This is a genomic window from Enterobacter sp. BNK-29, from assembly GCF_048684785.1.
GTDB classification, from domain to species: Bacteria; Pseudomonadota; Gammaproteobacteria; order Enterobacterales; family Enterobacteriaceae; genus Enterobacter; species Enterobacter cloacae_M.
In genome coordinates, this window is record NZ_JBLQTU010000001.1 from 2796552 (window position 1) to 2809189 (window position 12638).

Below are 12638 nucleotides of genomic sequence, written 5' to 3' on the forward strand. Positions count from 1 at the left end.
GGGCGTTTGAGAATTTATTATGCTAATCAAATTGTTAACTAAAGTTTTTGGTAGTCGTAACGATCGTACCCTGCGCCGTATGCGTAAAGCTGTTGCCGTCATTAACGGTATGGAACCGGCGATGGAGAAGCTCTCTGATGACGAGCTGAAAGCGAAAACGGCGGAATTCCGCGCGCGTCTGGAAAAAGGTGAAACCTTAGAAAGCCTGATCCCGGAAGCGTTTGCTGTCGTGCGCGAAGCGAGTAAGCGCGTATTCGGCATGCGTCACTTCGACGTCCAGCTGCTGGGTGGTATGGTGCTCAACGAGCGCTGCATCGCGGAAATGCGTACCGGTGAAGGTAAAACCCTGACCGCAACGCTGCCGGCTTACCTGAACGCGCTGACCGGTAAAGGCGTTCACGTCGTTACCGTCAACGACTATCTGGCGCAGCGTGACGCCGAAAACAACCGCCCACTGTTCGAATTCCTCGGTATGACCGTCGGTATCAACATGTCCGGCCTGCCTGCGCCAGCCAAGCGCGAAGCGTATAACGCGGACATCACCTACGGCACCAACAACGAATACGGCTTCGACTACCTGCGTGACAACATGGCGTTCAGCCCGGAAGAGCGCGTCCAGCGTAAGCTGCACTATGCGCTGGTGGATGAGGTTGACTCCATCCTGATCGATGAAGCGCGTACCCCGCTGATCATCTCCGGCCCGGCTGAAGACAGCTCCGAGATGTACCGTAAGGTCGACAAAATTATTCCACACCTGCTGCGTCAGGAGAAAGAGGACTCGGATACCTTCCAGGGTGAAGGCCACTTCTCCGTAGATGAAAAAGCGCGCCAGGTGAACCTGACCGAACGTGGTCTGGTGAAAATTGAAGAGCTGCTGGTGGCTGAAGGCATCATGGAAGAGGGCGAGTCCCTGTACTCCCCGAGCAACATCATGCTGATGCATCACGTGACCGCTGCACTGCGCGCCCACGCGCTGTTCACCCGCGACGTCGATTACATTGTTAAAGACGGCGAAGTGATCATCGTCGATGAACACACCGGCCGTACCATGCAGGGACGTCGCTGGTCTGACGGTCTGCACCAGGCTGTGGAAGCCAAAGAAGGTGTGGATATTCAGAATGAAAACCAGACGCTGGCGTCTATCACCTTCCAGAACTATTTCCGTCTGTACGAGAAGCTGGCGGGGATGACCGGTACTGCTGATACCGAAGCGTTTGAATTCAGCTCCATCTACAAGCTGGATACCGTGGTCGTTCCAACCAACCGTCCAATGATCCGTAAGGATATGCCGGACCTGGTGTACATGACCGAAGCGGAAAAAATTCAGGCGATCATCGAAGATATTCGCGACCGTACTGCGAATGGTCAGCCGGTTCTGGTGGGGACCATCTCCATCGAGAAATCCGAAGTGGTTTCTCACGAGCTGACTAAAGCGGGTATCAAACACAACGTTCTGAACGCCAAATTCCACGCCAAAGAAGCGGACATTGTTGCGCAGGCGGGTTATCCGGCTGCCGTAACCATTGCCACCAACATGGCGGGTCGTGGTACCGATATTATGCTGGGCGGTAGCTGGCAGGCTGAAGTGGCGGAGCTGGAAAACCCAACGCCAGAACAGATTGCCCAGATCAAAGCCGACTGGCAGGTTCGTCATGATGCCGTTCTGGCGTCCGGCGGTCTGCACATCATCGGTACAGAGCGTCACGAGTCTCGTCGTATCGATAACCAGCTGCGTGGCCGTGCGGGTCGTCAGGGTGATGCCGGTTCATCCCGCTTCTACCTGTCTATGGAAGATGCGCTGATGCGTATTTTCGCCTCTGACCGCGTGTCCGGCATGATGCGTAAGCTGGGGATGAAGCCAGGCGAAGCCATTGAGCACCCGTGGGTGACTAAAGCGATCGCTAACGCGCAGCGTAAAGTGGAAAGCCGCAACTTTGATATTCGTAAGCAGCTGCTGGAATATGATGATGTGGCTAACGATCAGCGTCGTGCGATCTACACCCAGCGTAACGAACTGCTGGACGTGTCTGACGTGAGCGAAACCATCAACAGCATTCGTGAAGATGTGTTTAAAGCCACCATCGACGCGCATATTCCACCGCAGTCTCTGGAAGAGATGTGGGATATCGAAGGCCTGCAGGAACGTCTGAAAAATGACTTTGACCTCGATCTGCCAATCAAAGAGTGGCTGGATAAAGAGCCTGAGCTGCACGAAGAGACCCTTCGTGAACGTATCTTTGAAACCGCGCTGGACGTCTACAAGCGTAAGGAAGAGGTTGTTGGCGCTGAAATGATGCGTCACTTCGAAAAAGGCGTGATGCTGCAGACGCTGGACTCCCTGTGGAAAGAGCACCTGGCGGCGATGGACTACCTGCGTCAGGGTATCCACCTGCGTGGCTATGCGCAGAAAGATCCGAAGCAGGAATACAAGCGTGAATCCTTCTCCATGTTTGCCTCTATGCTGGAGTCACTGAAGTACGAAGTGATCAGCACCCTGAGCAAGGTTCAGGTGCGTATGCCGGAAGAAGTGGAAGCGATGGAGCAGCAGCGTCGTGAAGAAGCCGAGCGTCTGGCACAGATGCAACAGCTGAGTCATCAGACCGACGACAGCGAAGCCGCAGCGGCGATCGCCGCGCAGACCGGCGATCGTAAAGTGGGTCGTAACGATCCGTGCCCGTGTGGTTCCGGTAAAAAGTACAAGGCGTGCCACGGCCGTCTGAGCTAAGTTCATAAAAAAACAAAAAGGCGCAGAAATCTGCGCCTTTTTTATGGAAGTGACAATATGAAAATACTGCAAATTGCCGTCGGGATTATTCGCAACCCGCAAAACCAAATCTTTATCACCCAGCGCGCTGCCGACGCCCATATGGCGAACAAGTGGGAGTTTCCGGGCGGTAAAATCGAGTCAGGTGAAACGCCGGAAGAGGCGCTGGTTCGGGAGCTTCAGGAAGAGGTGGGGATCACGCCGCTTGGCGCAACGCTGTTTGATAAGCTTGAGTACCAGTTTCCTGACAGGCACATCACGCTGTGGTTCTGGCTGGTGGAAAACTGGGAAGGTGAACCCTGGGGAAAAGAGGGACAGCCGGGGTGCTGGGTGGAACTTCAGGCAAGTGATGCCGAAAAATTCCCGCCAGCTAATGAGCCCGTGATCCTGCGGTTAGTCGCACAACCGTAGGCCTGCCAGGCGAAGCGCCAGCAGGCTTTATAGATTACTGCTGGGTTTCGCTCCAGTCATCGCTGTCCGAGAGATCGCCTTCGCTTGGAATGCGTTTCTCTTCCGCCGCCCATTCGCCCAGGTCAATGAGCTGACAGCGCTTGCAGCAGAATGGGCGGAACGGACTGACTTCGCCCCAGACAACGGTTTTGCCACAGGTTGGGCAGCTTACGGTGGTGACATCAGACATCGGCACTCCTTAACAACAGGCCAGTTCAAAATCGAGACGTTCCGGCACGGTGCCATTTTCACTGTCCAGCGGCATAAAGCGAATCGCAAAGCGGCTTTTATGCCCGGAAATCTGCGGGTAAAGCTGTTCGCCAAGAGACAGGTTGAGACGCAGAAGATCGGCATCATCACCGTTATCCTGGAAGAAACCATTCAGGCTGGTTTGCTTGCGGAACGGCGCAGAGTTACGGATCAGATCGAGGATCAGCGACAGCGTCTGGTGCATTGGCTCCAGGCTTGCCAGCCAGCTGTTCACCTGCGCGTCACGCTGCGCCTGTGGCATATGTAACCACATATGCAGCGTCGGCAGGTCGAAGCTGCAGCAGCCGCCAGGAATGCTCAGACGCTGGCGCACCAGGCCAATCAGGCGGTCTTCACGCAAAAACTGCCCGACGCGCGGCGCGGCCATCAGGACGGCGCTACTGCTTTTCAACTGCTGGCGGAGCGCGTCGATACGGCTCTGATCTACGCCGGGGACCTCTGTCCATGCCTGCAATTTACGCTGCTGGCGCTCCAGCTCTTTGAGTAATTCTGTGCGGACATCGCCGCGTTCAATCACATCCAGCAGATCGCCTACGTTGCGGAAGAAGTGCAGCGCCGTGGCATGATCGTTAACAGGCAGATGTTGTGAAAGTTGTTGAATGAGGAATTCGATGCGCAGCCAGGTGCGCATTTTTTCGTTGAGCGGATGCTCAAAAAGGATGTGTGTCGACATTATGGTTTTTCCTGTGCAACGGCCTGCGCGGCGAACGTCAAATACTGCGCGTGCAGACGGGCAACATCCGATGCAATGGCATCTGGTGCGCCGTTATTATCAATAACATCATCCGCCACGGCAAGGCGCTGAGCGCGCGTAGCCTGAGCGGCAAGAATTTGTTCAGCATGCTCCCGCGAGACGCGATCGCGCCCCATGGTTCTCTGGATTTGCGTTTCGGGTGCGACATCAATCACCAGCACACGATCGGCTTTCTTCTGCAGCTGATTTTCAACCAGTAGCGGAACCACCCACAGGACATAGGGCGAGCGGGCTGCGGCTATCTGACGCTGAGTTTCCTGGTGGATGATGGGGTGGAGCAGGGCATTAAGCCAGGCTTTTTCTGCAGAATCAGAAAAAATGCATTCGCGAAGCTGACGGCGATTCAGTGTGCCATCGGCATTGATGACTGTCTGACCAAAATGTTCTGCGATGACCTTTAGCGCGGGTGTATTGGGCTCTACCACCTGGCGGGCAATGATATCGGCATCAATAATCGTGATACCCAAACGAGAGAACGCGTCCGCAACGGTACTTTTGCCACTACCGATGCCGCCGGTTAATGCGACGATATACCCCATTAATTCAAATCCTGGGAATTATTCATTATTAAAATCAGTTGATTAAAACTCTTAGGTGCGCCAGCAACTGTTTGGTCCTGTTTACCGGCTTTTTACCAGGTAAATTTATAGGATTGTAGCGTAAAAAAAGAGAATTTCGCAGTCTTGCGGAGCAGGTATTAGTGCGTATGATAACGTCACTGGAGTTGTGCTTTTAACATATTTGCCTCTAACCCCAGGAATCCGCACATGCGTATCGAAGAAGATCTGAAGTTAGGTTTCAAAGACGTTCTTATCCGCCCTAAACGCTCTACACTGAAAAGTCGCTCAGACGTTGAACTCGAACGTCAATTCACCTTTAAGCATTCCGGTCAGATCTGGTCTGGCGTGCCGATCATCGCAGCCAACATGGATACTGTGGGAACCTTTGAGATGGCAACCGCCCTGGCACAGTTCGACATTCTTACAGCCGTGCACAAACATTACAGCCCTGAAGAGTGGAATGCGTTTGTTGCGTCCGTGTCTGCTGACGTGGTGAAGCATGTGATGGTTTCTACCGGGACTTCAGATGCGGATTTCGAGAAGACCAAACAGATCCTGAACGCTAACCCGGCGCTCAACTTCGTTTGTATTGACGTTGCGAACGGTTACTCCGAGCACTTCGTGCAGTTCGTCAGCAAGGCGCGTGAGGCCTGGCCGACGAAAACCATCATCGCGGGCAACGTGGTGACCGGTGAAATGTGTGAAGAGCTGATCCTTTCCGGTGCAGATATCGTGAAAGTGGGTATTGGCCCGGGCTCTGTGTGCACCACACGCGTCAAAACCGGCGTCGGTTATCCGCAGCTTTCCGCCGTCATTGAATGCGCCGATGCGGCGCACGGTCTGGGCGGTCAGATCATCAGCGATGGCGGCTGTACCATGCCGGGCGACGTTGCGAAAGCCTTCGGCGGCGGCGCTGACTTCGTGATGCTCGGCGGTATGCTGGCAGGCCACGAAGAGAGCGGTGGTACCGTTGTTGAAGAGAACGGCGAGAAATTTATGCTGTTCTACGGCATGAGCTCTGAATCCGCGATGACCCGTCACGTCGGTGGCGTGGCAAAATACCGTGCGGCGGAAGGTAAAACCGTGAAGCTGCCTCTGCGCGGCCCGGTTGAATACACCGCGCGCGATATCCTCGGCGGCCTGCGCTCGGCCTGTACCTACGTTGGGGCATCCCGCCTGAAAGAGCTGACTAAACGTACGACGTTTATTCGCGTTCAGGAACAGGAAAACCGCGTATTCAACAGCCTGTAATGGCTTCTGCTGGCGCATGTCCGTGCGCCAGCGCTGTTCAGCACTACCCCGCGCTCATCGCATCCCCCAGATGGAAAATCGGCAGATACATTGCCACTACCAGCGTGCCGATGATGACCCCTGTCACAATCAGAAGCAATGGCTCGAGAAGTGCCGCCAGATTATCTGCCCGTTGAAAGGTCTGTTCCGTGTGGTGCCGGGCGAGGTTTGCCAGCATGATGTCCAGCGCACCTGACATTTCACCGGTTCGTAAAAGCTGAATACACAGCGGGGTAAAGATGGCCGCTTTCTGAAAGGATGACCAGACGGGGAGACCTTTTTCAATGTCCTCCCGAACGCTGTGGAGTATCCCCCGCCAGTAACAACTTTCAACGGTCTCCTCTGCGCTCTCCAGACCCTGTAAAAAGGGGATACCTGCATGCTGCGTGAGTGACAGCACGGTAAAGATGTGTCCCAGTTTTTGGCCTTTTGCCAGCGCGCCCATCACGGGCATGTGCATCAGCATGCGCTGCCAGCGAGGGTTGTGCCGCAGTGCCCAGGCGGCGGCTAAGGGCGTTAATAACGCGGCGAACAACGCGAGGGCATAGGACTGGATAAATGCGGCCATCCCCATGACCATTTGCGTCAGCATCGGGAGCGGCGTGTTAAACGTTTTGTAGATCGCGGCAAACTCGGGCAAGACAAGGATGACCATCGCCAGCACCACGAGTACGGCCAGCGTCAGGACGATCGCCGGATAGCGCAGGGCCTTTTTCACCTTCTCTCTGAGCTGCTGCTGCGCTTTTTGCTGCTGCGCGAGCTGGCGACAGCACTCCTCCAGTTTCCCTGTGAGCTCACCGGTTTTCACCATAGAGACATGCAGTGGGCTAAACACCGCTGGCCACTTTTTTAGCGACTCAGAAAAGGGGGAACCCTCACTGAGCTCATCGGCAATACTTTGCAGCAGCGCCTGCCACGGTTTTAACGGGTGTTGCTCTGCCAGCATCTGCAGGCTGTGGGACAACGTCAGCCCCGCCTGCAGAAGCGTTGCGAGCTGGCGAAACATCTCGCAGCAGTGATGCGGCCGCCAGCGGTGTCGCTGAGCGCATCGGGTCAGCGCAAGAGGATGGAGATTGCTACGCATCAGCCTGGTGAAGGCGGCAGTGCGGTCTGTGGCCCAGAGTGTTCCGCTTCGGGGTTCACCTTCTTTGGTGAGCGCTCGCCAGCGCCAGAGCTGATTAGCAGCCATCCGGCATTCCCAGCACGCGCACCAGCTCTTCGATCGTGGTCAGCCCTTGCTCGACGGCCATGCAGCCGTGCTCAAAAAGAGAAGTCATTCCCGCCTGCCGGGCGCTCGACTCTATCACTTCGATTCCTGCCCCGCTGGCAATGGCCTGACGCAGGGCATTGTCGATCGCCAGCACTTCAAAAATGGCCACGCGGCCATAAAAACCGTGATAACAGCGATCGCAGCCGGTGGGCTGCCAGCGTGGAAGCGGTCTGGACCATACGGCGCGCGGTAATTCAGCATGCTCGCTGGCTTCCCGACGACAGTGCGGACACAAACGCCGGACCAGCCGCTGGGCAATCACCATCGACAGCGCGGAAGATATCATCCAGCGCGCGACGCCCATCTGCTCCAGGCGAATCAGGGTTTCCGTCGTCGAGTTTGTGTGCAGCGTTGACAGCACCAGATGACCGGTCTGAGCGGCATTAATGGCAATTTCTGCCGTTTCGCCGTCACGGATTTCGCCGACCATAATGATGTCTGGATCCTGACGCAGCAGCGCCCTCAGCACGCTCTGGAATGTTAAACCCGCCCGGGGATTAATCTGCGTCTGGTTTAATCCCGCAAGGGGGATCTCAATGGGATCCTCCACGCTACAGATGTTGACGTCGGGGGTGTTACGCGCCTGCAGCGCGCTGTACAGCGTCACGGTTTTGCCGCTGCCGGTAGGGCCGGTAACCAGAATCAGCCCCTGCGGCTGGTGGAGAACCTCATTGAAACAGGCCAGTTGTTCTGCGCTCATACCAAGCGCTTTCGGCTCAAGAGCCTGCTGAACCTGATGCAGCAGACGCAGCACAATTTTCTCACCACCGCTGCAGGGAAGCGTTGCGATCCGAAACGAGACCGGCGCGTTTGCCAGCTCAATCGTAAACTGACCGTCCTGAGGTAAACGACGTTCTGCAATATCCAGATTACCCAGCACCTTTAAACGAGCGCTGAACAGGCTGGCCAGCGAGGCGGAAAGCGGAGGCTGTGGGCAAAGAACCCCGTCGATGCGTAAACGGATCTGGCATGCGTGCTCCATCGGTTCGATATGAATGTCGGAGGCGCGCTGGCTGATTGCCTGCTGCAGCGTGTGATTGAGGATATCCACCGTCGAGTGTGTTTGCGAAACGACGGGCAGATGCGATTGTGACGTTAGCTGCCGATGTTTTTCCATGCGCTCAGCGCTCCAGCACTCAATATCAATCCGTTTCTGGGTCGCGAAGCGCAGCGCCTCCATGAGCTCAGCCGCGGGGCTGCCCACGACGGCGATGCTGACCATGTCACTGTCGCTGGTGAGCAGCAGAGCGTGATGGCGATGACAAAGCGCCACGAGTTGATCGGTATTCATTATCCGCTCCTCAGTTATTGTCGAAGCGGAAAACGTCTTCGCAGGCCTGTTTCAGGGCGCTGTCCGCGCTGATGTTGCAGTCGCGCGTCCAGCCCGTCATACCGTTGCCGTCGCTCCACCGTGGCGTCATGGTTACCGTCAGCCCGTTAAGACTCTCCTGCCCTGTTAAGGTCACGGTCCCTTTCGCTACGCTCATTCCTGAAACGTAGCGTGTCGTGGTGGGGGAAGGGATACCGTTACTGCCGGCGTCGCAGCTCTCCACGCCACCGTGATCCAGTGCGCAAAGCTCAATGGCCGTGCGGTAGGGAACGAAGGTTTGCAGCATATCGGTCAGCGCCGCCTTGCGCAGGTAGTTCTGATAGGCGGGAACGCCGATGGCGCTCAGAATCGCAATGATGCCAATGACCACCATCAGCTCAATGAGGGTGAAGCCTTGTTGTCTGTTCATATCTGCTCCTTATGCAAAGTGGCGCTACTTTGTCAGCGGGAAAGAGCAGAAACGAGAGGGAAAAAGGGAACGGGAAGGAGGCTTCCGAGAATTTTTTCAGTGTTGCAGGGCAGAACAGCGGATCTGCGAGCGGGGCTGAAATTCCCCTCTCCGGGTGGAGAGGGGAGAATGCGTTATTTGAAGCGCATTGAGAGGTCGAGGGCGCGAACGTGTTTGGTCAGCGCTCCGACGGATATGTAATCCACGCCGGTTTCGGCGAATTCACGGATCGTTTCGAAAGTGACGTTCCCGGACACTTCAAGCTGGGCCCGGCCGTTAGTCAGTTTTACCGCCTCGCGCATCTGCTCTGTTTCGAAGTTATCGAGCATGATGATATCGGCCCCGGCCTTAATCGCCTGCTCCAGCTCTTCCAGGCTTTCGACTTCTACCTCGACAGGCACATCCGGGTGCAGCCAGAAGGCTTTCTCCACCGCCTGACGCACGGAGCCAGAGGCAATAATGTGGTTCTCTTTAATCAGGAAGGCGTCGGATAAGCCCAGGCGATGGTTAGCGCCGCCGCCGCAGAGCACCGCATACTTCAGCGCGGTACGCAGGCCCGGCAGCGTTTTGCGGGTATCCAGCAGCTGGGTGCGGGTACCGGCCAGCAGGTCAACGTAGCGACGCACTTCACTGGCCACGCCAGAAAGCGTTTGTACAAAATTGAGCGCGGTACGTTCGCCGGTCAGCAAGACGCGGGAAGGACCGTCCAGTTCAAACAGCGGCTGGTTTGCCGTAATTGCATCGCCGTCTTCAACGTGCCAGATAATCTGCACATCATCACCCGCCAGCTGGGTAAAGACCTCTTCAACCCAACGCTTGCCGCAAAAAACACCGTCTTCACGGGTGATAATGACCGCGTGCGAGCGCGTCTCTTTTGGCAACAATTGTGCGGTAATATCCTTATCAGCGTTAACGTCACCGCCCAGATCTTCTTTCAAAGCATGGGAGACGCTTGCCGGAATATCCATATTAATACGTTCCAGAAGCGCTTCACGTCGGTGGTCGGGGTTGTAGCGGCGAGGCGGCATGATAAAACTCCAAATTGGTAACGAATCATAATATTGAAACATGCTACTCTGAACCGAGTCATTGCACCATACAGAAGGAGTTCCAGCATGTTGTTAGAAAACGGATGGCTGGTGGATGCGCGGCACGTGCCCTCGCCGCACCACGATTGCCGCCCGGAGGATGAAAAGCCCACACTGCTGGTGGTTCATAATATTAGTCTCCCGCCGGGTGAATTTGGCGGCCCGTGGATCGATGCGTTATTCACGGGAACGATTGATCCCGATGCTCATCCCTTCTTTGCTGAAATTGCACATCTGCGCGTATCGGCTCACTGCCTGATTCGTCGCGATGGTGAAGTGGTTCAGTATGTTCCCTTTGATAAGCGCGCCTGGCATGCCGGCGTGTCGATGTATCACGGGCGCGAACGGTGCAACGATTTTTCTATCGGGATCGAACTGGAAGGAACGGATACGACGCCTTACACCGATTCACAGTATCAACGGCTAGCGGCAGTGACCCGCACGCTTATCGGACTCTACCCGGCTATCGCCGACAATATCACGGGACACAGTGATATAGCCCCGGAGAGAAAAACCGATCCCGGCCCGGCCTTTGACTGGCCCCGGTTTCGCGCCATGCTCACCGCGTCGTCAGAATAAGGAGATACCATGACGTTGTTTACCATGCTGCTGGTTATCATCGCTGAACGCCTGTTCAAGCTCGGCGAGCACTGGCATCTGGATCACCGGCTGGAGGTATTATTCCGCCGTATCAAACATTTTTCCATGCTGCGCACGCTGCTGATGATGGCAGGGGTGATGGTCATTACGTTCCTGCTCCTGCGCTCGCTGTATGGACTCTTTTTCAACGTGCCGCTGCTGGTGGTGTGGATCCTGCTTGGCGTGCTGTGCATTGGCGCAGGCAAGGTGCGTTTACACTATCACGCATACCTGAAAGCCGCCTCCCGTGACGATGCCCATGCGCGCGGTGCCATGGCGAGCGAGCTGACGATGATCCACGGCGTGCCGCCGGACTGCGACGAGCGCGAATTCCTGCGCGAGCTGCAAAACGCGCTGCTGTGGATTAACTTCCGTTACTATCTTGCGCCGCTGTTCTGGTTTGTAGTGGGTGGCCCGCTGGGGCCGATGCTGCTGATGGGGTATGCGTTCCTGCGCGCCTGGCAGACCTGGCTTGCCCGTTATCTGACGCCGCATGAACGCCTGCAGTCCGGTATTGACGCCATCCTGCACGTGCTCGACTGGCTCCCGGTGCGTCTGGTCGGCGTGGTGTACGCGTTAATTGGTCATGGTGAAAAAGCGCTGCCCGCATGGTTCGCCTCGCTTGCCGATCGCCATACGTCGCAGTACCAGGTGCTAACGCGTCTGGCGCAGTTCTCGCTGGCGCGTGAGCCGCATACCGACAAGATTGAAACGCCGAAAGCCGCTGTCTCCATGGCGAAGAAAACGTCGTTTGTGGTGGTGGTGATCGTGGCGCTGCTGACGATTTACGGCACGCTGGTGTAGGCCAGCGCGCCGCAAAGGCTAAAGCGTATCCGCGGGCGGGATGCCGAAATCAGGCATCCCGTTTTCATTCCAGCGGACGAGCTTCAGGCGGGTATGGCGGTTCGGATCGTACAGCGGGTCGCCCTCAATTTCGGTGTAATTCCGCGCGTGATACACCAGCACATCTTCCCCTTCCGGCGTTTGCGTAAAGCTGTTGTGGCCCGGGCCGTACTGGCGATTTTCATAGCTGGTAACGAACACCGGACGCGGGGATTTGTGCCAGTTTGCCGGGTTTTGCGGATCGGCATTCAGGTCTATCCACAGTAGACCCATGCAGTAGTTCTCGTCGGTGGCGCTGGCGGAATAGCTGATAAACAGCCGATCGCTGTGAACCAGCACCGCCGGGCCTTCGTTGACCCAAAACCCGCGACGCTCCCAGTCATACTCCGGCTGGCTGAGCATCACCGGCTCGCCTTTCAGCGTCCACGGGTTCTCCATTTCACAGAGATAAAGATTGGAGTTGCCGGTGATGTCCGGCGCTTTTTGCGCCCACAGATACCAGCGTTTCCCCTGATGAACAAAGGTGGTGGCGTCCAGAGCGAAGGTATCGAAAGGCGTTTTGATTTGCCCTTTCTCCACCCACGTGCCGGCGAGCGGATCGCCGTCGGCACATTCAATGGCGAACATACGGTGCTGGAACATTCCGAGCGCGTCGAGCGCCTGGGTGTGCGTCGCAGCAAAATAGATGTACCACTTCCCGTCAATGTGATGCAGTTCCGGCGCCCAGATCAGCTGGCTCATCGGGCCGGTGTCGGGCTTGCGCCAGACCACCACTTCTTCAGCATTACGTAAGCCTTCCAGAGACTCTGCGCGGCGGATCGCCAGCCTGTCGTACTCCGGCACGGAGGCGATAAAATAGTACTGCCCCTGGTGGCGTAAAATGTACGGATCGGCGCGTTGTTCAATAAACGGGTTTGGCCAGGTTTGCATTC

General features: G+C 56.3%; 13 protein-coding genes. 5 read left to right on the plus strand and 8 right to left on the minus strand.

Annotated features, from left to right (window positions below; all coding sequences use genetic code 11):
* The first annotated feature begins 19 nt into the window (after positions 1 to 19).
* Both secA and mutT read left to right on the plus strand, forming a co-directional pair.
* Positions 20 to 2725: a preprotein translocase subunit SecA gene (gene secA, locus ACMGGX_RS13370; RefSeq protein ID WP_023310402.1), complete on the plus strand. Its 2706-nt coding sequence runs from the start codon at positions 20 to 22 to the stop codon at positions 2723 to 2725.
* A gap of 57 nt (positions 2726 to 2782) precedes the next feature.
* The gene (gene mutT, locus ACMGGX_RS13375; RefSeq protein ID WP_181594393.1) at positions 2783 to 3175 is read left to right on the plus strand and encodes an 8-oxo-dGTP diphosphatase MutT; all 393 of its coding nucleotides are present in this window, start codon (positions 2783 to 2785) and stop codon (positions 3173 to 3175) included.
* 34 nt (positions 3176 to 3209) lie between these two features.
* On the opposite strand, the gene yacG is transcribed toward mutT, so the two are convergent.
* From yacG to coaE, 3 genes are read right to left on the minus strand one after another with little or no spacing between them, the layout of a single operon-like run.
* A complete protein-coding gene (yacG, locus tag ACMGGX_RS13380) occupies positions 3210 to 3404 on the minus strand; it encodes a DNA gyrase inhibitor YacG (protein WP_023310404.1) in 195 nt (64 codons plus the stop codon).
* A gap of 9 nt (positions 3405 to 3413) precedes the next feature.
* A complete protein-coding gene (gene zapD / locus ACMGGX_RS13385) occupies positions 3414 to 4157 on the minus strand; it encodes a cell division protein ZapD (RefSeq protein ID WP_023310405.1) in 744 nt (247 codons plus the stop codon).
* A complete protein-coding gene (gene coaE / locus ACMGGX_RS13390) occupies positions 4157 to 4777 on the minus strand; it encodes a dephospho-CoA kinase (protein ID WP_348562027.1) in 621 nt (206 codons plus the stop codon). The genes zapD and coaE overlap by 1 nt, the downstream gene beginning before the upstream one ends.
* Before the next feature lie 228 nt (positions 4778 to 5005).
* Here coaE and ACMGGX_RS13395 point away from each other — a divergent pair, with 228 nt between their 5' ends.
* Positions 5006 to 6049 (plus strand): GMP reductase, encoded by a 1044-nt coding sequence (locus ACMGGX_RS13395; RefSeq protein WP_181594394.1) that lies wholly within the window; start codon positions 5006 to 5008, stop codon positions 6047 to 6049.
* Positions 6050 to 6092: 43 nt separating this feature from the next.
* On the opposite strand, the gene hofC is transcribed toward ACMGGX_RS13395, so the two are convergent.
* The 4 genes from hofC to nadC all read right to left on the minus strand — a co-directional run bounded on the left by hofC (position 6093) and on the right by nadC (position 10164).
* Complete coding sequence (gene hofC / locus ACMGGX_RS13400; RefSeq protein ID WP_348562028.1) at positions 6093 to 7277, minus strand: protein transport protein HofC; 1185 nt, start codon at positions 7275 to 7277, stop codon at positions 6093 to 6095.
* Positions 7267 to 8649: a type II secretion system protein GspE gene (gene gspE / locus ACMGGX_RS13405; protein ID WP_420298480.1), complete on the minus strand. Its 1383-nt coding sequence runs from the start codon at positions 8647 to 8649 to the stop codon at positions 7267 to 7269. The genes hofC and gspE overlap by 11 nt, the downstream gene beginning before the upstream one ends.
* 10 nt (positions 8650 to 8659) lie before the next feature.
* Positions 8660 to 9097, minus strand: coding sequence for a prepilin peptidase-dependent pilin (ppdD, locus tag ACMGGX_RS13410; RefSeq protein ID WP_047060126.1), 438 nt, complete (start codon positions 9095 to 9097; stop codon positions 8660 to 8662).
* A gap of 173 nt (positions 9098 to 9270) precedes the next feature.
* Positions 9271 to 10164, minus strand: coding sequence for a carboxylating nicotinate-nucleotide diphosphorylase (nadC, locus tag ACMGGX_RS13415; protein ID WP_033144643.1), 894 nt, complete (start codon positions 10162 to 10164; stop codon positions 9271 to 9273).
* An 87-nt stretch (positions 10165 to 10251) separates the two neighbouring features.
* On the opposite strand from nadC, the gene ampD reads away from it, so the two are divergent.
* Together ampD and ampE are read left to right on the plus strand one after the other, a co-directional pair.
* Positions 10252 to 10803, plus strand: a complete 552-nt coding sequence (gene ampD, locus ACMGGX_RS13420; RefSeq protein ID WP_063439736.1) for a 1,6-anhydro-N-acetylmuramyl-L-alanine amidase AmpD — start codon at positions 10252 to 10254, stop codon at positions 10801 to 10803.
* 9 nt (positions 10804 to 10812) lie between these two features.
* Positions 10813 to 11667, plus strand: a complete 855-nt coding sequence (gene ampE, locus ACMGGX_RS13425; RefSeq protein ID WP_181594398.1) for a beta-lactamase regulator AmpE — start codon at positions 10813 to 10815, stop codon at positions 11665 to 11667.
* Between the two features lie 18 nt (positions 11668 to 11685).
* Here the strand turns inward: ampE and ACMGGX_RS13430 are convergent, their stop codons facing one another.
* Positions 11686 to 12636 (minus strand): family 43 glycosylhydrolase, encoded by a 951-nt coding sequence (locus ACMGGX_RS13430; protein ID WP_181594399.1) that lies wholly within the window; start codon positions 12634 to 12636, stop codon positions 11686 to 11688.
* Positions 12637 to 12638: the final 2 nt, after the last annotated feature.

Bases quoted from the DNA above. Each gene is read 5' to 3' on its own strand.
- nadC (WP_033144643.1), bottom strand. From the start codon at position 10,164: ATGCCGCCTCGCCGCTACAACCCCGACCACCGACGTGAAGCGCTTCTG.
- ACMGGX_RS13430 (WP_181594399.1), bottom strand. From the start codon at position 12,636: ATGCAAACCTGGCCAAACCCGTTTATTGAACAACGCGCCGATCCGTAC.
- ampD (WP_063439736.1), top strand. From the start codon at position 10,252: ATGTTGTTAGAAAACGGATGGCTGGTGGATGCGCGGCACGTGCCCTCG.
- hofC (WP_348562028.1), bottom strand. From the start codon at position 7,277: ATGGCTGCTAATCAGCTCTGGCGCTGGCGAGCGCTCACCAAAGAAGGT.
- ampE (WP_181594398.1), top strand. From the start codon at position 10,813: ATGACGTTGTTTACCATGCTGCTGGTTATCATCGCTGAACGCCTGTTC.
- coaE (WP_348562027.1), bottom strand. From the start codon at position 4,777: ATGGGGTATATCGTCGCATTAACCGGCGGCATCGGTAGTGGCAAAAGT.
- ppdD (WP_047060126.1), bottom strand. From the start codon at position 9,097: ATGAACAGACAACAAGGCTTCACCCTCATTGAGCTGATGGTGGTCATT.
- gspE (WP_420298480.1), bottom strand. From the start codon at position 8,649: ATGAATACCGATCAACTCGTGGCGCTTTGTCATCGCCATCACGCTCTG.
- secA (WP_023310402.1), top strand. From the start codon at position 20: ATGCTAATCAAATTGTTAACTAAAGTTTTTGGTAGTCGTAACGATCGT.
- mutT (WP_181594393.1), top strand. From the start codon at position 2,783: ATGAAAATACTGCAAATTGCCGTCGGGATTATTCGCAACCCGCAAAAC.
- zapD (WP_023310405.1), bottom strand. From the start codon at position 4,157: ATGTCGACACACATCCTTTTTGAGCATCCGCTCAACGAAAAAATGCGC.
- ACMGGX_RS13395 (WP_181594394.1), top strand. From the start codon at position 5,006: ATGCGTATCGAAGAAGATCTGAAGTTAGGTTTCAAAGACGTTCTTATC.
- yacG (WP_023310404.1), bottom strand. From the start codon at position 3,404: ATGTCTGATGTCACCACCGTAAGCTGCCCAACCTGTGGCAAAACCGTT.